Annotated in this window: 19 protein-coding genes; 14 read left to right on the forward strand and 5 right to left on the reverse strand. The window is 37.5% G+C overall.

The window, feature by feature from the left end:
• Positions 1 to 91: 91 nt before the first annotated feature.
• Positions 92 to 622: a peptide-methionine (R)-S-oxide reductase MsrB gene (gene msrB, locus ACO052_RS13350; protein WP_422104274.1), complete on the reverse strand. Its 531-nt coding sequence runs from the start codon at positions 620 to 622 to the stop codon at positions 92 to 94.
• Positions 623 to 800: 178 nt separating this feature from the next.
• Between msrB and glgA the strand changes: the two genes are divergently transcribed.
• From glgA to ACO052_RS13400, 10 genes are all read left to right on the forward strand, one after another.
• The gene (gene glgA, locus ACO052_RS13355) at positions 801 to 2,003 is read left to right on the forward strand and encodes a glycogen synthase (protein ID WP_422104275.1); all 1,203 of its coding nucleotides are present in this window, start codon (positions 801 to 803) and stop codon (positions 2,001 to 2,003) included.
• Between the two features lie 5 nt (positions 2,004 to 2,008).
• Positions 2,009 to 3,277: a glucose-1-phosphate adenylyltransferase gene (locus ACO052_RS13360; protein WP_422104276.1), complete on the forward strand. Its 1,269-nt coding sequence runs from the start codon at positions 2,009 to 2,011 to the stop codon at positions 3,275 to 3,277.
• A 128-nt stretch (positions 3,278 to 3,405) separates the two neighbouring features.
• The gene (locus tag ACO052_RS13365) at positions 3,406 to 5,346 is read left to right on the forward strand and encodes an alpha-1,4-glucan--maltose-1-phosphate maltosyltransferase (RefSeq protein WP_422104277.1); all 1,941 of its coding nucleotides are present in this window, start codon (positions 3,406 to 3,408) and stop codon (positions 5,344 to 5,346) included.
• A gap of 3 nt (positions 5,347 to 5,349) precedes the next feature.
• Positions 5,350 to 6,984 (forward strand): trehalose synthase, encoded by a 1,635-nt coding sequence (locus ACO052_RS13370; RefSeq protein WP_422104278.1) that lies wholly within the window; start codon positions 5,350 to 5,352, stop codon positions 6,982 to 6,984.
• 4 nt (positions 6,985 to 6,988) lie between these two features.
• On the forward strand, positions 6,989 to 8,899 hold the full coding sequence (glgB, locus tag ACO052_RS13375) for a 1,4-alpha-glucan branching protein GlgB (RefSeq protein ID WP_422104279.1): 1,911 nt from the start codon (positions 6,989 to 6,991) through the stop codon (positions 8,897 to 8,899).
• A gap of 377 nt (positions 8,900 to 9,276) precedes the next feature.
• A complete protein-coding gene (locus ACO052_RS13380; protein ID WP_422104280.1) occupies positions 9,277 to 11,676 on the forward strand; it encodes a glycoside hydrolase family 31 protein in 2,400 nt (799 codons plus the stop codon).
• Between the two features lie 95 nt (positions 11,677 to 11,771).
• Positions 11,772 to 12,605 carry a M48 family metallopeptidase gene (locus ACO052_RS13385; RefSeq protein WP_422104281.1) on the forward strand — a complete coding sequence of 278 codons (834 nt, stop codon included), beginning with the start codon at positions 11,772 to 11,774 and terminating at the stop codon, positions 12,603 to 12,605.
• 68 nt (positions 12,606 to 12,673) lie between these two features.
• The gene (locus ACO052_RS13390; RefSeq protein ID WP_422104282.1) at positions 12,674 to 14,017 is read left to right on the forward strand and encodes an MFS transporter; all 1,344 of its coding nucleotides are present in this window, start codon (positions 12,674 to 12,676) and stop codon (positions 14,015 to 14,017) included.
• Positions 14,018 to 14,035: 18 nt separating this feature from the next.
• Positions 14,036 to 14,950 carry a hypothetical protein gene (locus ACO052_RS13395; RefSeq protein ID WP_422104283.1) on the forward strand — a complete coding sequence of 305 codons (915 nt, stop codon included), beginning with the start codon at positions 14,036 to 14,038 and terminating at the stop codon, positions 14,948 to 14,950.
• A 205-nt stretch (positions 14,951 to 15,155) separates the two neighbouring features.
• On the forward strand, positions 15,156 to 15,746 hold the full coding sequence (locus ACO052_RS13400) for a DUF4136 domain-containing protein (RefSeq protein ID WP_422104284.1): 591 nt from the start codon (positions 15,156 to 15,158) through the stop codon (positions 15,744 to 15,746).
• Positions 15,747 to 15,820: 74 nt separating this feature from the next.
• Here ACO052_RS13400 and ACO052_RS13405 read toward each other — a convergent pair whose 3' ends face one another.
• The 4 genes from ACO052_RS13405 to ACO052_RS13420 are packed head-to-tail and all read right to left on the reverse strand — an operon-like array spanning position 15,821 to position 18,788.
• Positions 15,821 to 16,537, reverse strand: coding sequence for a head GIN domain-containing protein (locus tag ACO052_RS13405; RefSeq protein ID WP_422104285.1), 717 nt, complete (start codon positions 16,535 to 16,537; stop codon positions 15,821 to 15,823).
• A 52-nt stretch (positions 16,538 to 16,589) separates the two neighbouring features.
• Positions 16,590 to 17,678 (reverse strand): hypothetical protein, encoded by a 1,089-nt coding sequence (locus tag ACO052_RS13410; protein ID WP_422104286.1) that lies wholly within the window; start codon positions 17,676 to 17,678, stop codon positions 16,590 to 16,592.
• On the reverse strand, positions 17,656 to 18,225 hold the full coding sequence (locus ACO052_RS13415; RefSeq protein ID WP_422104287.1) for a hypothetical protein: 570 nt from the start codon (positions 18,223 to 18,225) through the stop codon (positions 17,656 to 17,658). Before ACO052_RS13415 ends, ACO052_RS13410 begins: the two co-directional genes overlap by 23 nt.
• Positions 18,226 to 18,236: 11 nt before the next feature.
• Positions 18,237 to 18,788, reverse strand: a complete 552-nt coding sequence (locus ACO052_RS13420; protein ID WP_422104288.1) for an RNA polymerase sigma factor — start codon at positions 18,786 to 18,788, stop codon at positions 18,237 to 18,239.
• 227 nt (positions 18,789 to 19,015) lie between these two features.
• On the opposite strand from ACO052_RS13420, the gene lon reads away from it, so the two are divergent.
• The 4 genes from lon to cmk all read left to right on the forward strand — a co-directional run bounded on the left by lon (position 19,016) and on the right by cmk (position 24,223).
• Positions 19,016 to 21,469, forward strand: a complete 2,454-nt coding sequence (lon, locus tag ACO052_RS13425) for an endopeptidase La (RefSeq protein WP_422104289.1) — start codon at positions 19,016 to 19,018, stop codon at positions 21,467 to 21,469.
• Complete coding sequence (locus tag ACO052_RS13430; protein WP_422104290.1) at positions 21,453 to 22,268, forward strand: LysM peptidoglycan-binding domain-containing protein; 816 nt, start codon at positions 21,453 to 21,455, stop codon at positions 22,266 to 22,268. Before lon ends, ACO052_RS13430 begins: the two co-directional genes overlap by 17 nt.
• Before the next feature lie 235 nt (positions 22,269 to 22,503).
• Positions 22,504 to 23,538, forward strand: coding sequence for a type IX secretion system protein PorQ (porQ, locus tag ACO052_RS13435; protein WP_422104291.1), 1,035 nt, complete (start codon positions 22,504 to 22,506; stop codon positions 23,536 to 23,538).
• Entirely contained in the window at positions 23,519 to 24,223 is a 705-nt protein-coding gene (gene cmk, locus ACO052_RS13440; RefSeq protein ID WP_422104292.1) for a (d)CMP kinase, read from the forward strand. Before porQ ends, cmk begins: the two co-directional genes overlap by 20 nt.
• Positions 24,224 to 24,237: the final 14 nt, after the last annotated feature.

Consider the following 24,237-nt stretch of genomic DNA (forward strand, 5'->3'; position numbering starts at 1 on the left):
TTTGAATTTATAGCACTATTTCGTTAAAAAAGACGGTGTCTTATTCCCTTAAGGAACAAACTTTAAATTTATATCAGCTTATGATATTGATTTAGTTCCCATATTTTTCACTCCATTCTTTTACGATTTCAGGCAATTCCTCGCCATCAGCAACAAATAGTAAAGAAGCAGAGTTCATGCAATACCTTAATCCTGTTGGTTCTGGACCATCATTAAATACATGCCCTAGATGTGAACCACTTCCGCTATCGACGACTTCAGTTCTAACCATGCCATGACTTCTATCAACCAATTCTTCGACAGCATTTTCGTCAATTGGTTTATAAAAACTAGGCCAACCCGTACCCGATTTAAACTTGTGCTCAGAGCTAAATAGAGGCTGACCAGTTGCAGCAGAATAATAGATTCCTTTTTTCTTATTGTTCCAGTATTCTCCGGTAAAAGCTCTTTCAGTTCCAGCCCTGCGCAAAATGTAATACTGCTCTTCCGAAAGCTGATCTTTCCATTCGGCTTCGGTTTTTGTAATTGGATAGGATTCTTTTTTGTTGGTGTCTTTTTTTTGAGCGGTACTATTGCAACTAAATAGTACTGCCGCAAATGCAAATGCTAAAATCTTTTTCATATGGTAAAATTACAAATTTTTGACTGATTGTTTTGTCGTTAGCAACCATCGGAAATTACGAAATCGTTAAAGTTTATGTTTTTGTTAAGTAATTTGCTTTTATAGCTGGTAAAATCACATTATTTCGTTATTTTACAGTTTGATTTGTTAAAGTAATTTTCTTCCTAAACAGGAGTCCATGAAAGTATTATTTCTTACAAGAGAATTCCCGCCCTATGTCTATGGTGGTGCAGGTGTACATGTTGAATATTTAGCTAAAGAATTAGCCGAGCTTATAAAGGTCGAAGTTAGAGCTTTTGGAGATCAGGATATTCAAGGTGACCAAGTAAGCGTAAAGGGATATCCATTTATTGATGGACTATTTGCAAACAGTGATGAGAGGTTAAAGTCCGTATTTAAAACCTTAAGCACAGGCCTGCATATGAATGCTGATGCTATCGATGCAGATGTTGTGCATTGCCATACTTGGTATTCGCATTTCGCCGGAATAATGGCCAAATTATGCTATGGTACGCCATTGGTTGTAACAACACATTCCTTGGAGCCATTAAGACCTTGGAAGCGCGAACAGCTAGGGCGAGGTTACGATGCGTCTTCTTGGTTGGAAAAAACAGCAATTGAAATGGCAGACTGTCTAATTGCGGTTTCGGAGGAAACCAAGGACGATGTGTTGAAGCATTTCGATGTCGATGAAGATAAGGTCAAAGTGGTCTATAATGGCATAGATTTAAAAGAATACGTCGTTGTTGATGAAACCGATGTTTTAGAGACCTATGGTATAGACCAATCCAAGCCCTATGTGCTCTTTGTTGGGAGAATTACAAGACAGAAGGGAATTATTCATTTGGTGAATGCCATAAAATATATAGATGCCGAAACGCAAATCGTTCTATGTGCTGGGGCACCTGATACTAAAGAGATTGCCAAAGAAATGGAAACCGCTGTGGCTGAGGCTTCAAAGCATAGGGATAATATCTTCTGGATTGACAAAATGCTGGATAAAAAAGATGTGATTCAATTGTACTCGCATGCCGATATATTTTGTTGTCCGTCGATTTACGAGCCTTTTGGAATTATCAATATAGAAGCCATGGCTTGTGAGACCGCTGTAGTGGCAAGTGCCGTTGGAGGCATAAAAGAAGTGGTGGTTGAAGGTGAAACCGGATTGCTAGTTCAGCTCGAGCAGCAGTCGTCTGCACCTTTCGAACCCGTAAATCCGGATCAATTTTCGAGAGATTTGGCCAATGGTATCAATACACTGACATCGGATAAGGTATTAAGAGATAAAATGGCTAAAAATGGAAGACGACGCGTTGAGGACTTTTTTGATTGGAGAGCCATAGCAAAACAAACCGTAGATATTTATAAATCGTTAACATAGATGCAATGATTAATCAAAAAGTAATTAGCATTATTCTCGGGGGCGGTCAAGGATCGAGGCTTTACCCTTTAACTGAAAATCGATCAAAGCCTGCCGTGCCTATTGCCGGTAAATATAGATTAGTGGATATACCCATATCCAACTGTATTAACTCGGACGTAAAACGTATGTATGTGTTGACACAGTTTAATTCGGCATCCTTAAACAGGCATATAAAAAACACCTATCATTTTAGCTTTTTTAGTTCGGCTTTTGTCGATGTCCTGGCTGCAGAACAAACCATAAACAGCGACAAGTGGTTTCAAGGGACGGCTGACGCTGTACGTCAAAGTATGCACCATTTATTGCAACACGATTTTGAGTATGTGCTCATCCTCTCAGGGGATCAGTTGTATCAAATGGATTTTAACGAAATGATAGAAGCCCATGAAAAAAGCGGTGCTGAAATATCTATAGCGACGCAACCCGTAAATGCAAAAGACGCTACGGCGTTTGGAATTCTAAAAACAGACGATAACAGTATTATAAAGTCTTTTATAGAAAAACCGGATGCCTCTTTGCTGCCAGAATGGACCTCTCCTGTTAGTGATGACATGAAGCGCGAAGGGAGGCATTATTTAGCGTCCATGGGTATATATATCTTTAATCGGGATTTGCTGGTGGAACTTATGGAAGAACCCAATAAGGTCGATTTCGGTAAGGAGATCATTCCCGATGCCATAGAGAAGCATAAAACACTAAGCTATCAGTTTGAAGGCTATTGGACGGATATAGGGAATATTGATTCTTTCTTTGAAGCCAATTTAGGCTTGACGGACGAAATCCCAAAGTTTAACCTTTATGATAATACACAACGTATTTATACAAATGCCAGAATTTTACCTACATCAAAAATTTCCGGCACCTTATTAGACAGAACCGTCATCTCTGAGGGATGCTTAATCCATGCGGCTAAAATTGAGCGTTCTGTTATCGGAATACGCTCTAGAATTGGCGCTGAATCTACAGTGATAAATTGCTATATGATGGGTAATGATCACTATGAGTCCCTAGAAGAAGTTGAGAAACATAAGATTAGTATTTTTATGGGAATAGGGGAGCGGTGTTTTATAAAAAATGTCATTCTAGATAAAAATTGCAGAATTGGGGATGACGTTCGAATAAATGGGGGTAAACATCTTAAGGATGTTGAGACGGATAGTTATTTGGTAAAAGATGGCATAGTCGTGGTGAAAAAGGACGCTATAATTCCTTCAAAAACCATTATTCAGTAGGTATTTTTAGTTGTTTTTTAAATAGTTATCCAATTCAAACGTTGTAGTACCTGGGCTGGTCATATCCTCTTTTTATATGTCAATATTCTATAGTACTTTCGTGCTGTAATTAACAATCAACCGAAACTATGTATAACCAAAAGCGAGTAGTTATTGACGCAGTGAAACCTCAAATTAACTGCGGAGAGTTTTTCATAAAACGAATTGTAAACGAAGTTGTAAATGTTGATGCACATGTGGTCGTAGATGGACACGATGTTATTGCGGCTTCCGTTTTGTTCAAGCATGAAAATGCTAAAAAATGGAATGAAGCCCGAATGTACCATGTCGTTAATGACGAATGGAAAGCTGCATTTACAGTAGAAAAACAAGGCTTTTACAGTTACAAAGTTCAAGGTTGGGTAGATCATGCCTTAAATTGGCAGCATGGAATAGAGCGCAAAATTGATGACGATCAGCATGTTAAATCCGAACTTCTAGAGGGTATTACATACTTAAAGCCCTTAGTAAAGAAAGCGACAAAAGAAGAGCAGCAATATCTTGAATTCTGCATCCATGCTTTTGGGGATGAAACTAAGTATGATGAGGCAATCAAAGAAGCTGTTAGTTCAGAGCTACACGATATTTTTGTAAAGTATCCTGAAAAACATTTGGCAAACGAATCTAAAGAATTGCAGGTTTATGTGGATCGCAAGAAAGCGCTGTTTAGTACTTGGTACGAGTTTTTTCCTAGATCGTCTTCAGAAGTACCAGGCGAGCATGGCACATTTAAGGATTGTGAACGTTTATTGCAACGCGTCGTAGATATGGGGTTTGACACGCTTTATTTTCCTCCCGTGCACCCTATAGGTGAAGTCAATAGAAAAGGTAGAAACAATACTACGGATGCTAAGGAAGGTGATTCGGGGTCGGCTTGGGGCATTGGGTCTAAACATGGTGGGCATAAAGATATACATCCACAATTAGGAACTGTTGAAGATTTTAAGGCGCTCGTTCAAAAAGCTAAAGATCTTAATTTAGAGGTGGCCATGGATTATGCCTTGCAGGCTGCGCCAGACCATCCTTGGGTTACTGACCATCCAGACTGGTTTAAATGGCGACCAGATGGAACGGTGCAATACGCCGAAAATCCACCTAAGAAATACCAAGATATTTTACCGATTTATTGGGAAGGTAAAGACTACAAGAATCTTTGGAAAGAGTGTTTGGACATCTTACTTTACTGGATTGAAGAATGTGGTATTCATATATTTAGAGTAGATAACCCACATACAAAACCTTATTATTTCTGGAATTGGGCTATTTCTGAAGTGAAAAAGAAACATCCTGACGTGTTGTTCTTATCAGAAGCCTTTACAAAACCCAAGGTCATGCAACAGTTGGCCAAACAAGGATATACACAGTCTTATACTTATTTTACCTGGAGAAATACAAAGTACGAGCTCACTGAATATATGACAGAATTGACGCAGACCGACCAGCGGGAATATATGCGTCCAAATTTTTGGCCGAATACTCCAGATATCAACCCATATCATCTACAAGCTTCTAATGAGTCAAAATATATTCAACGCTATGTTTTAGCAGCTACATTAAGCTCAAATATAGGGATTTACGGACCTGTATTTGAACAAATGATTGATGAGGCGATTCCAGGTAAAGAAGAATATTACATGTCTGAAAAATTTGAGGTAAAGCATTATGATTGGTTTATTCAAAACAAGCTGACGACTATAATTTCAAGAGTGAATCATATCCGTCATCAGCATGAAGCACTTCAGCAGACCAATAATATTAGATTCTGTCATATCGAAAACGATAACCTAATGGCGTTCTACAAATGGAATGATGCTAAGACCGATGAACTTTTAATTATTGTGAGTTTAGATCACCATTATGTGCAACAAGGTACGGTACAACTGCCCCTGAGTGAATTAGGTGTGCATCAAGGTCATCAAATTACTGTAAGCGATTTAGTTACAGAAAGCAGCTATAATTGGTATAACGAATGGAACTTTGTAGAGTTGCATCCCACTTTACCATTTCATATCTTTAAGATAAATAAATAGTAGATGGCTAAGCAACCAACCAAAACAACCAAACTTCAGCAAGCACCGTTTAATTTTGATGTGCCTTGGGAAGAACTCATGGAAAATAAAGATTTTGTAAAAATCTTTTTATCAGAGGTTTTGGAAGATTACATCGTCAGACAGCGCTGGTATGGCGGTAAGAGCAGTAAATTAAAATACATTGAATTATCCGAATATTTTAGAATTCAGAATAAAGAAGAAGTTTACTATGGGCTAATTTTGGAAGTAAATTTCTATGAAGCATTTTTTCAAAATTATTTTTTACCAATCGCTTTTGTCACGGACGAAAATTTTGCAAAAGACGATAGAATCCTACCCATCAGCATACAAAACCATGAGGGTTTCATAATTGACGCCATTAATCTAGAAGCGTTTCGTCGTGTTGTTTATGAGCGCATTAGAACAGCAGTACCAAACGATACGACGCGTGTTCAGTATTACAAAAGCCATCTTTTTGAGGATACGGATTACGAGTCCTCTCGTTTTATGGGATTGGAGCAAAGCAATACATCCATAATTTACAATGATACTTGTGTTTTAAAATTTTTCAGACGCATTTATCCCGATCGTAATCCCGATTATGAAATGAGTCGTTTTCTTTCAGAACGAAAGGGCTTTAAAAATGTTCCGGGCTATTTAGGTAGCATTCAAATTAAGGATCATGAGGGCGTCAATATTACCATTGGGTTAATGCAAGAATTAGTGCCTAATGATGGTGATGCTTTTGATTACTTTCTCAAAGAGATACATAAGGTGTTTTTAAATTTAGAGCAAAAATCTATCGATATACAAGGCCTTCCTATTTCTAAAAGATTTCACCGCTTGAGCATATCCGATATTCCACCACAAATTATAGATTGGGTTGGTTTAAATCTGTTTATCAAAGTCCAAAAATTGGCAGAACGTACCGCAGAAATGCACATAGCCTTAGGATCCGAATTTGAAGATACAGCATTCGAGCCGACGCGCTTTAACGGTGATTATACGGTTTGGTTAAAGAATAGATTGTTGTATCAATTTCAAAACCGGTTGAATTCAGTAGAAAATAATCTTCACAAATTAGATGGATTGGCTTTAGAATTAGCTGAGGAATTTTTAGAAAAGAAAAACGAAGTGCGAAAGCGTTTTGTGAATTTTGACTGGACTCAGTTAAGAGGCGAACGTCTTCGTGTACATGGTGATTACCATTTGGGTCAGGTATTGGTAAAAGATGATGATTTTTATATTATCGATTTTGAAGGAGAGCCGGAAAGTACCATTCAAGACCGAAAAGTAAAACAACCCCCATTAAAGGATGTTGCTGGATTGTTTAGGTCTTTTCACTATGCAATCTATGCGACAATATTCAATAATATTGATACGTATAAACATAGCCAAGAACAACTTTTTGAAGCAGGTGAGGTTTTATACCGTTACTTAAAAAATGTCTTTTTAGGGACATACGTTCAACTCATAAAAGATGCTAATATTAATATTGGATATCAACAAGAACGCATCTTTTTATTAAAGTATGCGTTGCTTGAGAAAGCAGTTTATGAGCTAGGTTATGAACTCAATTCCCGTCCAAGATGGGCAGTTATTCCCCTAAAAGGGATTTCAAATATTATCAACCACTAGATTTATGGCAGAAGTAATTGCACACAGTTTATTTACGGATTTTGATATTAACTTATTCAAATCAGGGAAGCATTATCGATTATATGAAAAATTTGGTTCGCACATCACTACGGTTAATGGCGTAGAAGGGACTTATTTTGCAGTTTGGGCGCCGAGCGCAAAGTCTGTTTCTGTCGTAGGTGATTTTAATTACTGGTTGGAAGGCGACCACAAATTAAGAGTAAGATGGGACGAAAGCGGTATTTGGGAAGGCTTTATACCGGGAGTTGGTAAAGGCAGTACATACAAATATAAAATCCACAGTCATCACAATGATGTCAAGACAGAAAAAGCAGATCCTTATGCCAGAAGATGTGAGCATCCGCCAAATACGGCTTCAATAGTCTGGGAAGATGATTACAGCTGGGAAGACAATAATTGGATGCAAAACCGTAAAGACCGCAATGCTATCGACGCACCTTTCTCCGTTTATGAAGTGCATTTAGGGTCTTGGAAAAAACAAGTTGAGGAAAACAGATTTTTATCTTATACTGAACTGGCAGACGAATTGGTGGCCTATGTCAAAGACATGAATTTTACGCATGTAGAATTAATGCCCATCATGGAGTATCCATTCGATCCGTCTTGGGGTTATCAATTAACGGGATATTATGCGCCCACATCGCGATTTGGATATCCTGAAGAGTTTAAACTGTTAGTAGATAAGCTCCATCAAAATGACATCGGAATTATTTTAGACTGGGTACCATCTCACTTTCCAGAAGATGCACATGGTCTAGGATTTTTTGACGGTTCAGCATTATACGAACATCCAGATCGCAGAAAGGGCTATCACCCGGATTGGAAGAGCTTGATCTTTAATTATGGACGTAATGAAGTCAAATCTTTTTTGATTAGTAATGCTATATTTTGGCTAGATCAGTATCATGCCGATGGACTTAGGGTAGATGCCGTGGCGTCGATGCTATTCTTGGATTATAGTAGAGAAGATGGGGAATGGGAACCCAATATGTTTGGAGGTCGTGAAAATTTGGAAGCCATTTCGTTTATGCGCGAAATGAATGAAGCCGTTTATAGTGCATTTCCAGATGTACAGACCATAGCCGAAGAATCGACATCTTTTCCGATGGTGTCTAAACCTACCTATTTGGGTGGCTTAGGCTTTGGAATGAAATGGATGATGGGATGGATGCACGATACGTTACAGTATTTCTCCAAAGAACCTATTTATAGAAGGCATCATCAAAACGATTTAACCTTTAGTATGACCTATGCGTTTACCGAGAATTTTATGCTGCCTCTAAGCCATGATGAAGTCGTCTATGGCAAACGATCTATTTTAGGAAGAATGCCTGGTGATGAGTGGCAACGTTTTGCTAATCTAAGGCTGCTCTATTCGTACATGTTTACGCACCCAGGAACCAATCTTTTGTTTCAAGGTGCGGAATTTGGTCAAAGCGAAGAGTGGAACTTTCAAGAGAGTTTAGATTGGCATTTATTACAATATGATCCTCATAAAGGTGTACAGTCTTTAATCAAGGACCTTAACGCATTGTACAGAAAAGAGCCTGCATTGTACGAAAAACAATTCTCTGGTGAAGGCTTCGAATGGATTGATTATAACGATGCTGAGAATTCAGTATTGGTATATATCCGAAAAGGAAATGATTCAAAAGACGATTTGGTCATTGCCTGCAACATGACACCCGTACCAAGGGAAAACTACAAAATGGGAGTTCCGAGAAAAGGAAAGCTGAAAGAAGTGTTTAATAGCGATTTAAAAAAGTACCATGGTTCTGGTCAATATAAAAACAAAATTCAGGCTACAAAAGCCGAACCATGGCAGTTTAGGGATGATTCCATAGAGATTGCTATTCCACCTTTAGGAATGGTCGCATTTAAATATACCAAATAATCTAAAAAGCTATATTAGACTTTTATATGAACACGATTAATAGTTTGGCGCTTCTTTATTAAATAGATTCGCTATAGGGTTATTAAATTTTAGCCGAATATAAATCGATCTCTAGTGATCTGTATATACCTAAAGTTTTGTCTGATAGCAATGTTACCACCCGAAAAATTTTATTGAACGAGATTGAATACCTTAAATGGATTTTAAAAGGAAACTTAAATTATGAGTAGCCTTTTTTGATGACTTTGGCATTCATCACCAAGGTTTACCTTTTCGAAAACGTTATAGTTGACAATTGTGCATAATTAGGTTCTGATACGCTTTCTAAAGTTCTATTTTTTCCGTTTTTTTACGTGCTTTTACGTAAAAATCACGCCATGATTGTAAATACTGAATTAGAACACAAAGGGAATCAGTTTCCTTCAAAAATAATTGATTTTGAGAAAGATGTCGATAAGCTGTATTTCTCCACGAGTAATGATGTTATCCTTGAGCTAACGGTTTTAAGAGATAGCTTACTTCGTTTTAGATATACCACAGTTGGTAATTTCGATAAAGATTTCTCTTATGCGATTACTAAATATGCAAGTATAGGGTATAACAAACTCGATATTGAAGAAAAGGACGATTTGTTCATTGTCACCACTTCTAAATTACGTTGCGAAATTTCTAAGGAAAGTTTAAGAATTTCCATTTACGATGCTAAGGATAATACCTTGATTAACCAAGATGAAATAGGATTCCATTGGGAAGAGAGTTATGAGTTTGGAGGTAATATCGTAAAGATGAGCAAAGTCTCCAACGATGGCGAGAGTTATTATGGCCTAGGCGATAAGCCAAATCATCTCAATCTTAAGGGTAGACGCTATTCTAATTGGGTCACGGATTCTTACGCCTATGGAAAGGACACCGATCCGATTTATAAAGCGATTCCATTTTATACAGGGTTGCATCACGGTAAAGCTTATGGTATTTTCTTCGATAATTCGTTTAGCGCGACATTCGATTTTGCTCATGAGCGTAGAAACGTAACGAGTTTTTGGGCCCAAGGTGGGGAGATGAACTACTATTTCTTTTATGGTCCTAAGATGACGGATGTTGTAGAAAGCTATACCGATTTAACAGGGAAACCGCATCATTTGCCACCGATGTGGGCTTTGGGCTTTCACCAGTGCAAATGGAGCTATTATCCCGAAAGTAAAGTCAAGGAAATTACGTCAACTTTTAGAAAGTTGAAAATTCCTTGTGACGCCATTTACTTAGATATCGATTATATGGATGGTTTTCGTTGTTTTACTTGGAATAAAGACTATTTTCCCGAACCTAAGCGTATGGTTAAGGAACTAAGAGAACAAGGTTTTAAGACCGTGGCCATTATAGACCCAGGTATCAAAATTGATAAAAACTACCAGATTTTTAAAGAAGGTTTGGAAAAAGACTATTTCTGTAAGCGTGCGGATGGTGCATACATGAAAGGTAAAGTCTGGCCAGGGGAGTGCTATTTCCCCGACTTTACCAACCCCGAAGTAAGGGATTGGTGGTCAGGGTTGTTTAAAGAACTTATCGAAGAAGTCGGTATAAAAGGGGTATGGAACGATATGAACGAACCTGCGGTTATGGAAGTTCCGAATAAGACTTTTCCTGATGATGTGCGACATGACTATGATGGTAATCCTTGTAGCCATAGAAAAGCGCATAATGTCTACGGCATGCAGATGGCAAGGGCAACCTATCAAGGTTTAAAAAAGTATAGCTATCCTAAACGTCCGTTTGTAATTACTAGAGCTGCCTATTCAGGTACCCAACGCTACACATCCACTTGGACTGGAGATAATGTAGCCACTTGGGAACATTTATGGATCGCCAATATCCAAGCACAGCGTATGTCCATGTCGGGCTTTGGTTTTGCAGGTAGTGATATAGGGGGATTTGCAGAGCAGCCTCAAGGGGAATTATTTGCTAGGTGGATACAGCTTGGAGTTTTTCATCCATTTTTTAGAGTGCATTCGTCTGGGGATCACGGGGATCAAGAACCTTGGGCATTTGATGAGGACGTTACAGATATTGTAAGGAAATTTATAGAAATACGCTATCAGTTGTTACCCTATCTCTACACGGCATTTTGGAATTATGCGGACCACGGTACACCAATGCTAAAATCACTAGTACTGTACGATCAAGACGATGTGCAAACGCATTATAGAACTGACGAGTTTATTTTTGGTGAGCAGATATTAGCCTGTCCAGTTCTAGAACCAAATGCAAAAGGGAGGAGAATGTATGTACCTAGAGGAAATTGGTACAACTATTGGAATGACGAGGTGGTTAAAGGTGGAAAGGAAATGTGGGTGGAAGCCGATATAGATAGTATGCCAATTTTTATTAAGGAAGGCGCCATAATCCCGAAATACCCAATCCAGCAGTATGTTGGAGAAAAGGAAATAAAGGAAATTACTCTGGACGTATATTATAAGAAAGGCAAAGAAGAAAGCGAGTTATTCAGCGATGCTAATGATGGATTTGATTATAAAAAAGGACGTTATAGCTTAAGGAATTTTGCACTTACAGGACGCCCAAAAGAATTAATTATCAATCAATTTAAAGAAGGGAGGTATACAACGACATACGATACCTTTAAGGTTAGAATCCATGGATTGCCTTTTGAGATTTCCGAAGTTGAAATAGATAATAAAACGATCGATCATTTTAACTGTAAAGAAGGAAATGTAAATACTTTAATTGTAGATAAGAATTTCTCTGAGTTACATATCAAATAAAACATTAAAATCATTGTGACTTGATTTTAATTTTAGTGTCTAACAATTACAAATAGATTTTCGTATTTTTAATACGCCTAAAAAAACCACTAGCAATGAATTTTAAGAAAAAATTGTCATGCATAGGAGTAGTAGTTGTCATGATTTCTTGTGCGACAAATCCCTTTACAGGTAAAAAGACATTAGCACTACCGGGTACTGAAAATAGCACATTGTTTCCAGCATCTTTCTCGCAATATAATCAAGTATTAAGTCAGAGCAAGGTCATTACAGGAACTAAAGATTCTGATATGATTACTCGGGTTGGTCAGCGTATTGCGGTTGCTGCTGAGCGTTGGCTCAATGCCAATGGCTATCAAGGCTATTTAGATGACTATAAATGGGAATATAAGCTTATAGAGTCCGACCAGGTGAATGCTTGGTGTATGCCAGGAGGTAAGATTGCGTTTTATACGGGTATACTTCCTATTGCGCAGAACGAAACAGGTGTAGCAGCCATTATGGGACATGAAGTGGCGCATGCCTTAGCCAATCATGGCCAACAACGTATGAGCAAAGGCTTACTTCAGCAAATAGGTGCTGCCGGTGTTATGGTAGGTACGAGTGGTCAGTCCTCTGAAGCCCAACAAGCTTGGATGCAAGCCTATGGTGTGGGTTCAACACTGGGTATATTGGCCTATAGTAGAAAACATGAAAATGAAGCTGATAAGATAGGGCTGTACTTAATGGCCGTGGCAGGGTACAATCCAGATGAGGCGGCCGAATTATGGAAACGTATGAAAGCAAATAGCGGTGGTCAGGCGCCTCCTCAATTTTTAAGCACACACCCAAGTAATGATACCAGAATAGCCAATCTTCAGGAATTAGCGCCGATAGCAAAGTCTGAAGCTAGGAAGTTTGGTGTCACATCGTTTAGACCGATAAATTAATATTGAGTTAAACAAAAATTGACTATTTTAAGGGCTGCTCAATAAGAGCAGCTTTTTTATTTTTTATTATGGGTCAATTACAAAAAGGAAGTAAAAAACTTCTCAATGCTTGGGCATTTTATGACTGGGCTAATTCTGTTTACACATTAACAATAGCCTCATCCATATTTCCAATTTTTTATTCGGCATTATTTGTCTCAGAAATCAAACGCGTCGTAGCATTTGGTTACGAGTTTAAGAGTACCGCTTTAATTACGTTTGTCACGGCTTTTACCTTTTTGGTCGTTGCCGTAATCTCACCAATACTGTCTGGTATTGCGGATTATGTAGGCAATAAGAAAAGCTTTATGAAGTTTTTCTGCTATGTGGGTGCAGCAGGTTGTATCGGTTTGTATTGGTTTAGTTTGGACAGGATACATCTTAGTATCCTATTTTATTTTATGGGACTTATTGGTTATTGGGGCAGTTTGGTATTCTATAATTCGTATCTCCCTGATATTGCCTATGAAGAACAGCAGGATAGTGTAAGTGCTAAAGGTTTTGCCATGGGTTATATAGGGAGTGTTATTCTACTTATTATTAACCTTGCTATGGTGATGTATCCAGGTGTTTTTTTAATTGAAGATAATATTGCAGCAGATGGAACCGTAACAGAGACGGCGGCGCAAGTTGCTATGCGTTACTCCTTTATTATGGTTGGGTTATGGTGGGCCTTATTTAGTCAATATACATTTCATGTGCTTCCCAAGGGAGTTTCATCGGGTCATAAAGTCACTAAGTCTGTTGTTTTTAATGGCTTTAAGGAATTAAAAGGGGTGTGGAACCAACTCAAGGGCAACTTGAGGTTAAAACGTTACTTATATGCCTTTTTTGTATTTAGCATGGCCGTGCAAACCATTATGCTCGTGGCTGTTTATTTTGGTGAAGAGGAAATAGCTTGGGGGAGTGATGATGCCAAAACCATGGGATTAATCATTAGTATCTTAGTGATTCAGCTCGTTGCCATTGTCGGTGCTATCTTAACGTCTAGAGCTTCATCTAAATATGGAAATATAAAGACGCTCATTGTCGTCAATTTCATTTGGATGGCCCTTTGTTTTTACTCTTATTTTATGGAAACCCCAATTCAGTTTTATATTGCAGCTTCTTTAGTTGGACTGGTGATGGGAGGTATTCAATCTTTGGCAAGATCTACCTACTCAAAATTTTTACCAGAAACTGAAGATACCACTTCGTATTTCAGTTTTTTTGATGTGGCCGAAAAAATAGGCATTGTCATTGGTATGCTCATTTACGGCTTTATAGACCAGATTACGGGAAGTATGCGAAATTCAATTCTATTCTTATTCTTGTTCTTTTTGATCGGCATTATTCTGCTCTACAGAGTGCCGAAACAAGAAATTGGGAAATAATGCGTATTTTTAAGGGCTATGTTAAAGAAAATATCCCTACAATTCATCTCTATTGTATTTGTATGCCTTGTCAGTTGTGACAATGAACCTTACGAAGGAGAGATTATAACCGAAGATAATACTTGCCAATCAGCCATCGCTTCTACAATCGGTGCAGCCTTAGATTTTGGTACAGCTACAGACGACAATTACAGTATATTATGCGAAGTTTATAAAGGCGCATTGCAACGGCAAATTGATGCCTGTGGAGATGAGGATGGTAGCTTACAGATGATTATAGATCAATTAGGGACCTGCGAATTGGAGAATCCTTGTGATGACGCCATAGCGGCCAGTGAAATAGCTCGAATTACTTATGAGGCAGCGGTCGGAAATGCTTTCGAAATAGCGTGTAATACTTACAAAGAGGCCTTGGAGAATCAAATCGTAATTTGTGGTGATGACGGTACCTTGCAGAGCCTTATTGATGAATTAAACGATTGTGAACCAGAAGAAGTTGTGGAAGTCGTGGGAACATGGAAGTTAGTATCATGGAATACAGATGAACTTAGGGATTTGGACAATGACGGTATTGTCACTAATAATTATTTAGACGATATTGATTGCTATGATAATGAAACTATATTATTTAATCCAGATGGTACAGGTACCATGTTTTTGCGATCTACCGCAGAGTTCACCTTTACCCCAAATGATGGCCCCGAAGGCGGAGAGGATTTTTTTGTGGTTTGTACGGATATTAGTGAAGATAGAGACTTTACATGGACAGAAACCATAAACAGTGTGATGTTATCATTTAACGATGGCACAAGTTTAGGGCTATTTAAAAATGGAAATCTCTATACCGCGATCAATGATGCGTTCTATGCATCAAGTACAGTTGATGATTCGGTTATTACCGAAAGAATCACCTTTGTTTATGAGAAACTCTAATCTTTCTGCGAGATTTTGTTTCGAATTCCGATTAACATAAAAATAACAGTTTTATAGACGACTGATAATCAATTAAGTATTATCTTTAGTAATAGATGAATTAGACCTTGTATACTTCAATAAAGTTTTAGTTCACTTATTGAGATATAAGGTGCTGTAAATAAATTCATTGCAACTTTAATTATCACTTAATAACTTACGCGCTATGAAAACAATTTCTAGACTTCTTCCATGTTTTGGACTACTTATCTTAATGAGTTGTGCCTCTAATATTAAATCAAAAAAATACACGGATGACGATTTTAAAAGTTTTAAAACCTTTGCTTATTTACCTAATACAGCTTTTAAGGTCGATGAGTTTAATGCGGAATCCGATGCTTCCATTGAGGAGTCCTTAATCGCTACGATGAACGATAAAATGGTCGAAAAAGGATTTACTTTAGATACTAACAATCCTGATTTATTGGTGCTATTAAGTACGTCGAACGAGATTAAAAGTAATTTGCAAAACCAAAAAAATAATTATGAGCAGGCACCTTCAGGCGGAAGCTCTGCAGGTAACAGCCCTAATTATGCTTCTGTAAGTTCTACAGATTATAAGCGCTACTTTAGTAGTAGTGAAGATGCGCTTTATAACAAGCCTTACAAAAAAGGGACTCTGATAGTTCAGGTGTTCAGCAAAGCATCTAAAGAATTGATTTGGGCTGGGATGGCCGAAGATTTTAAGGCGCATATCTCCGATCAAACCCTAATGACTCGAATGATCAACGAAATTTTTAACGAGTTTCCTATTTAAGAGACATAAATGAATAAAAAAGGACAAGCATATTTACTTGTCCTTTTTCTTTTTTTGGTTGATTGATTGTGTCACTAGTTGCTTACGCTACCAGAGCCAGAAATTTTAGTGTCTTTATTGGTAGGTGTTCCAGAATAATTAACATCACCAGAACCAGAAATCCTTACTTTTAATTTGCCATTGCAAACCACATCGGCACCACCCGAACCTGAAATCTTGGCTGTAACATTAACACTGTCAAGGTCTTTACCTTCAAAATCTCCTGAGCCTGCAATTCTGGTTTCTAGATCCGTTGTAGAACCCCGTAACTCAATATCACCAGAGCCGGCGATACTGCTTTCTACAGAATTAGTATCAATGTTTAGATTAATATCTCCAGAACCTGCAAGTGCTACTTCAAAGTCGTCCGCTTTTATAGTGCCAGAGTTCTCAATATCACCAGAACCAGCTAAGGTCACAAAGTTGATAGACTCATAAGGCACAGTGACTACAATAGTTTTTGTCGGTTTTAAGTTTGCACCTTTTTTAGTCTTTACAATCAGCTTGCCGTCTTTAACTTCAGTGATGATATACTCCATTAGGTTGGCATCGCCTTTAATTGTAATTGTGCCCTCTTTACCTTCTACAAGCTTAAAGTCCATGGGGCCTCCCGCTTTAAGTCCGTCATAGTCTCCTGTAGATCTCGTGATGGTTGTTATGTTGCCATCACCTTTTACTTTTTTCCATTGTGCATGAGATGTAGCTATGCACAGCAAAAATGCTAGAACTGAAATTGATTTTAAAAGTTTCATCGTTTAATTGTTTGGTTTATGTTTATATTCGTTTTATGATTGTTCTGTTCTGTTATTGTTGCTTAAAGCTTACACTGCCATATTCAGATTTAATGATTACCATATTTCCTGAGCCTTTACTACCGTGATAACCATCATACTTTTTTTCGGATCCACTGACATGTTTATTCGTAAAATTGAAACCCTCAGAGCTGCGTAAGGAAGCGTATTCCAAATCAATATCAAAATCGAAATTATAGCCACTATCATAGCCGATAGTTATGCCCATAAACTCAGAGTTGATATCAATGTTTTCAGCTTTGGATGCCATACGGTCAATTTTTAAGGAACCGTAGTCGCCCCTAATTTTTACGTTTTTATAGACATTACCCAATCGCACTGAAAGATAATCGCCATTGCCTTCTATATTATTGACGTTCTCGACTTTAAGAGCTCCGTAGTCACCGTTATATATAATGTTCTCCGCGGTTTCTATTGTGGATTTTGTATAATCTGCCGTAATTATAAGATTTTCGGCTTTAGCCACAGTATAACCACTATAATCAGCGTTTATTTTTCCACTTTTAATAAATTCAAAGTAACTATTATTGGTGTAATCAAAACGAAATTCGTTGTTATCGCCCATCAATTCTTTAGTGGTAATTTTCCCGTAGTCGCATACAATTTTTGCATGTCCTTCTAATCGATCTAAATTAATACTTCCATAGTCATTATTTAAATCCACACTGCCGGATACAGGCATTTTTACCACATAATTGATTTGGAGTTTAAGATTATTTTTCTTTCCCCAATTCCACCAGCTTTTATTTTTCTTTCCAATTTTGGTTATTGCAGAAACCAAATCATTACTTGCGGAAAAGTCAACATCAATATCGTTAAGTCGTTCCTGTACTTTTTCTTCATTATTACCACTCACTTTTATAGTAATGTCAAAATCTATTTGATTTTGGTCCCAGGTAATGACATCTAAATTGCCATAACTATTATTGATTTTTAAAGTGGCATTAGACGATACATTAAAGGATTTTTTAATGCTACGCTCTTTTGTCGTTTTTGCAGCTTCAATTTCAGTATTTGCTAATGCTACAAACGGCATCAGCAACATGAAAAGTGCTATTTTAAATGGTATTTGTCGGTTCATCGTTGTTATTTTTTAGTTGTTTTATTGTTTCAATTTGTTCTAGAACGGTGTTTAAAATGTCAATTCTATTTTGAAAGTTGCTAATCATCGCGTAGATAACGCGTTGGTCTTCACTACTTTCTGTTAAGTCTGTTTTTAAATTTTGGTAGTCTTCTTCCAAACGTTCTATTCTATTTAAGGCGTCGGTAATCACTTGTTCTGTTAAAGGTGAACGTTCTTGGTCCAACTTCTTGAGTTCCGTCGCTATGGTCGCTGTAAAGAAATCTTGTGTTTCGGAAAGTTCTGGGGAAACACTTGCTAAATCCATGACTTCAGGTTCGCTATTTATTGTTGTAAATACACTGAAGCAAATCACTAAAGATGCTGCGATAGCCAGAAGCGGTTTCCAATTGATCCCTGACGACTTTTTAGAATCTATATCAATAGAAGCAACATCGCTCGCTCTCAACTTGTCCAAAAATCGATGCTCATGGCCTTGATGGGGTTCGTTGATATCGAACTCGCCTTTAAGATTCTCAAATAAATGGTCTAAAGTGTCCTTTTCCATCGTTATAACTTTTACACGGTTTGCATTAACTTTTTACGTAAACTTTCTTTTGCTCTCGAAATCATGGTCCTACAGTTAGAGTAAGAGATATCCATAATTTCGCAGATTTCTTCATAATCGTAGCCTTCTATAAGGTGTAAAGACAAGCCCAAACTATAATTTGGTTTTAAAGTTTTCATCACACTCATGATGTGCTTTACTTTATCACTATTTTGACTACTTTCTTCAATGCCATTGTCATCTTCTACTTTGTACATTACCGGTTCTAGAGGCACTTCATTTAGTTTGGCGGTTTTATTGTAATGTGCAATACTATTATTTACCACGATACGTTTTAACCATGCACCAAATAATTTGGTGTCCTCGAGTGAACTTAGTTTTGTAAATGCTGTCAAAAATGACTCTTGCATAATGTCCTCGGCCTTGTAAGAATCTTTCACGATTCTAAAGGCTGTATTATACATTGCTTTGTTATATCTATTGTAAACCTCCAGCTGTGCACGTTGGTTGCTAGACTTACAAAGCAACAGTAACTGTTCGATATCTTGATTGGTTGATGTCAAAAAAACAATTGCTTTGGTATAATGATGAGACGTTTCATAGATTGTTACAGTTTGGCACAAAAACTTTTACTTTTTCTAAGAGCAATGGCATAACAATTGAATTTATGTTAGTGTGAATAACTTTGAATATCTTCTAATGTGTTGATATTCAGTATAAAGTTAATTATTAATACTTTTAAATAAATGCTAATCTGTTTGTTTTAATGACAGATTGGCTTAAAAATAATATGAAAAAATCAAATTTTTTAAGTCTTGACAGTTTGTCATTTCAGGATTTTGACGAAAATTCAGAATTGATTCCATTAATGACTCCCGAAGACGAGGAACTAATTAATAATGAATCTTTACCAGAATCCCTGCCCATTCTTCCACTTAGAAATACGGTTTTGTTTCCAGGGGTCGTTATCCCAATTACAGCGGGTAGAGATACTTCCATCAAACTGATAAATGATGCTAATAAAGGAGGAAAAGTTATTGGCGTAGTGGCCCAAAAAGATGAATCCGTAGAAAAGCCATCTGCCCAAGATATATATAAAACAGGAACTGTAGCACGAATTTTAAAAGTGCTAAAAATGCCAGATGGCAATACAACCGTCATCATTCAAGGTAAAAAACGTTTCCAAATTAATGAGCTAATTTCTGAACAGCCATACTTGACGGCTACAATTTCTGATTTACCAGAAACCAAACCGACACGAGACAACGAAGAATTTAACGCCATTATCGACTCTATAAAGGATTTATCTTTAGAGATTATAAAAGAGAGTCCCAATATTCCAACCGAAGCTACTTTTGCCATTAAAAACATTGAAAGTAATTCGTTTCTGGTAAATTTTGTATCCTCAAATATGAACCTTAAGGTTCAGGAAAAGCAGGAGCTGTTAAAAGTTAACGATTTGAAGGAGCGTGCACTTCAAACGCTTAAGTATATGAATCTGGAATATCAAAAGTTAGAACTTAAAAACGATATTCAGAGCAAGGTACAAAGCGATATGAACCAACAACAAAGGGAGTATTTCTTGCACCAACAAATGAAAACCATTCAAGAAGAGTTGGGTGGCGGAGTATCTTATGGAGAAGAAATTGAAGAAATGCGAGAGCGCGCTAAATCCAAAAAGTGGGATGATAGGATCAAGTCGCATTTCGATAAGGAATTGGCTAAGATGCAACGTATGAATCCTCAGGTAGCCGAGTATTCGATTCAACGCAATTACTTGGATTTGTTTTTGGATTTACCTTGGAATGCGTTTAGTGAGGACCAATTCGATTTAAAGCGCGCCATGAAAATTTTGGATCGCGATCACTTTGGATTAGACGATGTCAAAAAGCGTATCATTGAGTATTTAGCCGTTTTAAAGCTGCGTAATGATATGAAGTCTCCAATATTATGCTTGTACGGCCCTCCTGGGGTTGGTAAAACCTCATTGGGTAAGTCTATTGCAGAAGCATTGGGCAGAGAGTATGTGCGGATTTCATTAGGAGGCTTGCGTGATGAAGCAGAGATAAGAGGCCATAGAAAGACTTATATCGGAGCTATGCCAGGGCGTATTATTCAGAGTTTGAAGAAAGCAGGTACCTCCAATCCGGTTTTTGTATTGGATGAAATCGACAAACTATCAGTAGGCCATCAAGGAGACCCTTCTTCGGCCATGTTAGAAGTCTTGGATCCAGAGCAGAATAATGAGTTTTATGATAATTTCTTGGAAATGGGCTACGACTTGTCCAAGGTAATGTTTATTGCGACCTCTAATAGTCTAAATACCATTCAGCCAGCACTGAGAGACCGTATGGAAATTATCAATGTAACGGGTTATACCATTGAGGAAAAGGTCGAAATAGCGAAACGTCATCTGCTACCCAAGCAATTAAAAGAACACGGTTTAGACAGCAAGGCACTTAAGATTGGAAAATCACAACTAGAGAAGATTGTTGAGGGGTATACAAGAGAATCTGGAGTCAGAGGTTTGGAAAAGCAAATCGCAAAGATGGTACGTTATGCGGCTAAGAATATTGCTATGGAAGAAACCTATGACATTAAGGTGTCCAATGAGGCCATTATTGAAGTCTTAGGAAGCCCAAGATTAGAGCGCGATAAGTACGAAAATAATAATGTCGCTGGTGTGGTTACGGGATTGGCATGGACTAGAGTTGGTGGTGATATTTTATTTATAGAATCAATCTTATCGAAAGGCAAAGGTAGTCTATCAATAACAGGTAACTTGGGTAAGGTGATGAAAGAATCCGCAACTATCGCTATGGAATATATCAAGGCGAATTCAGATAAGCTAGATATAAACCCTGAAGTATTCGATCAGTATAATGTACATATTCATGTTCCAGAAGGCGCTACGCCAAAAGATGGTCCAAGTGCAGGGGTTACTATGTTAACATCTTTGGTATCCCTTTTCACCCAGCGTAAGGTTAAAAAGAGTTTGGCTATGACCGGAGAGATTACCTTGAGAGGTAAGGTATTACCAGTGGGCGGTATCAAAGAGAAAATCTTAGCGGCCAAGCGCGCACGTATCAAAGAAATCTTACTTTGTGAAGATAATAAAAGGGACATCGATGAAATTAAACCAGAATATCTGAAAGGCTTAACCTTTCATTATGTGAAGGATATGAGCGATGTTTTAGATATTGCCATTACGAATCAAAAAGTTAAGAATGCCAAGACATTATAGATTAGTACTTTCCATAATGGTTGTCTTATGGTCTGGCCTATTAGCCTTTGCTCAAGAACGACCTAAGTACAAAGATGTCTTATTAGATGGTAAACCCGCTAAACTTAATATCGAAACAGGAGAAGTCACTTTGGTAAGCGATATGAATCCAGGCAATCTAAGGAAAAAAGATAGCCTAACTATCACTAAGCCCGAGGTTAATGATTCAATAACTTCTAAAATAGAATCAGACTTTCATAAAGTAAAAGAAAATGAAACCCTCTTAGATATAGCGAATCGATACCATACCACACTTACCGAACTGAAACGTATCAATAATTTAGAAACCACGTTGGTGAATAAAGGACAAATAATTCTGGTGCGAGAAGATGCCATAGAATTAGTTGTGGATACCGAAGTCTCAGACACTCTAGTATCCGAGCCAGAACTAGTATCAAAGTCAAAAGTGCCCACAGCATCATCTAATCTAATAGAGTATTCCAAAAGCTCGACGGATTTTCATACGGTCTTAAAAGGTCAGACTCTATATAGTCTATCTAAGCTTTATGGACTGAGCATTAATGAGCTTAAGCGTTATAATGGGTTGAGCTCAAACTTAATCAAAATAGGACAGGAACTTCGTATTGCGAATTTTGATACGCGAACCACACAAGACCAGACAGCCTTTTGGACAGTGGTGAAAGGTGATACACTCTACAGTATAGCGCGAAAAAATGGATTAAGTGTTGATGAACTTAAACGCATCAATGGATTGACCAGCAATCTTATTTTGATTGGTCAAAAATTGAGCCTAAAGTAGAAAAAGAGATACACAAAAAATAAAAAAATCATATCCTCGTTTTAAGATAGATTTATTGATATAATTTTTCTTTTGAAATTGTTATTGAAGAAAATGATGATTTTTTGTTTTATACGAAATACAAAAATTAAGCATAGCCTTAGTTACGTTTTATTTTTTTATTGAAGTATAAAAGAAAAAAGAGCGTTTTATAATGATCATTTTAAAGGAAAAATTATATAATATTGCACAATCTATGATTAAGAGGGTTACCCGATTCTGTTTTATGCTCTTAGCATTGCCTTTGTTTGCACAATTGGGTGGCGAATCTACTTATCAATTCCTAAATTTAGTGTCTTCACCAAGACAAGCCGCTTTGGGTGGTAAAATCATTACCAACTTTGATCACGATGTTACTGAGGCACTCTATAATCCAGCCTCGTTAAATTGGCAAATGCACAATCAATTGGCTTTAAATGTATCCAGTTATTTGGGCGGTATAACTTACGGAACAGCTGCTTATGCCTACACATGGGATCGGCACGTGCAAACCTTTCATTTTGGGGTTACTTATATTAACTATGGAACCTTTGATGGCTATGATGTTAATGGTATTCCGACGGGAACCTTTAGTGGTAATGAAGTGGCCGTATCGGCAGGATACAATTATAACATTCCATATACTGATTTTTATATTGGAGGTAATTTGAAGATTATTACCTCTTTGCTAGAGCAATACAATTCTGTGGGTGGTGCGGTAGATATTGGTTTTATGTATATTAATGAAAAATTGGATTTTCATGCGGCACTAACAGTAAGGAATTTAGGAACTCAGTTTACGACCTATGCAGGACAGAATGAACCCTTACCATTTGAAGTTAATTTTGGAATGTCCCAAACTTTGGAGAATGTACCTATACGCTGGCATTTAACCTTAGAAAATTTGCAGGAATGGCCTATTGGTGTTGCAAATCCAGCCAGGGCAACAACGGATTTGGACGGGAATCAAACCCAAGAGGAAGTTGGATTTTTTAATAATGCCTTAAGACATTTAATTTTGGGGGCAGAACTTTGGCCTGAACGTGGCTTTAATCTAAGATTAGGTTATAACTTTAGACGTGCGGAAGAATTGCGAATAGTAGATCAAAGAAACTTTTCAGGACTTTCGGTAGGTGTCGGTATCAGATTGAATGCAATGCGGTTTAGTTATACGCATGCGAGATACACAAGTGCTTCAAATACGAGCTTTTTTGGGCTTCAAATCGATTTAGATGGGAGAAGAAGAAGATAAACAAAACATTGTCATTGCCATAGATGGATTTTCCTCAACAGGGAAAAGCACCATAGCCAAGCAGCTGGCCAAACAGCTCAATTATATTTATGTTGATACGGGAGCCATGTATAGAGCGGTGACCTATTTTGCATTGGAGAACCATTTGATAGGAGAGGGGTTCTTTCATTCAGAGCAGCTCATAGAAAAGCTGGATGGCATCAATATTACCTTTAGATTTAATGAAGCGTTGGGATTTGCAGAAGTGTATCTCAATGGAAAAAATATTGAGAAAGCGATTCGAACTCTTAAAGTCTCGAGTTATGTAAGCTTAGTGTCAACGATTTCCGAAGTGCGACAGAAACTTGTAGAACAGCAACAACTTATGGGTAAGGACAAAGGTATTGTGATGGATGGAAGAGATATTGGTACTGTCGTTTTTCCCGAGGCCGAATTGAAGATTTTTATGAGGGCTTCTGCTGAAACTAGGGCACAACGGCGTTATAAGGAATTGTTAGAAAGGGGACATAACCTGAGTTATAATGACGTCCTTGAAAATGTGACCACTAGAGACCAAATTGATTCTACGAGAGAAGATTCTCCTTTAGTGAAAGCTGATGATGCTATTGAAATTGATAATTCCGATTTAACAATTGAAGAACAGATAAAAACCATATTAGAAATGGTCTATGATCAAAGGTCTTAGGCCATAAAGGTGCA

It is taken from the genome of Winogradskyella sp. (assembly GCF_965228925.1).
Classification (GTDB): Bacteria; Bacteroidota; Bacteroidia; order Flavobacteriales; family Flavobacteriaceae; genus Winogradskyella.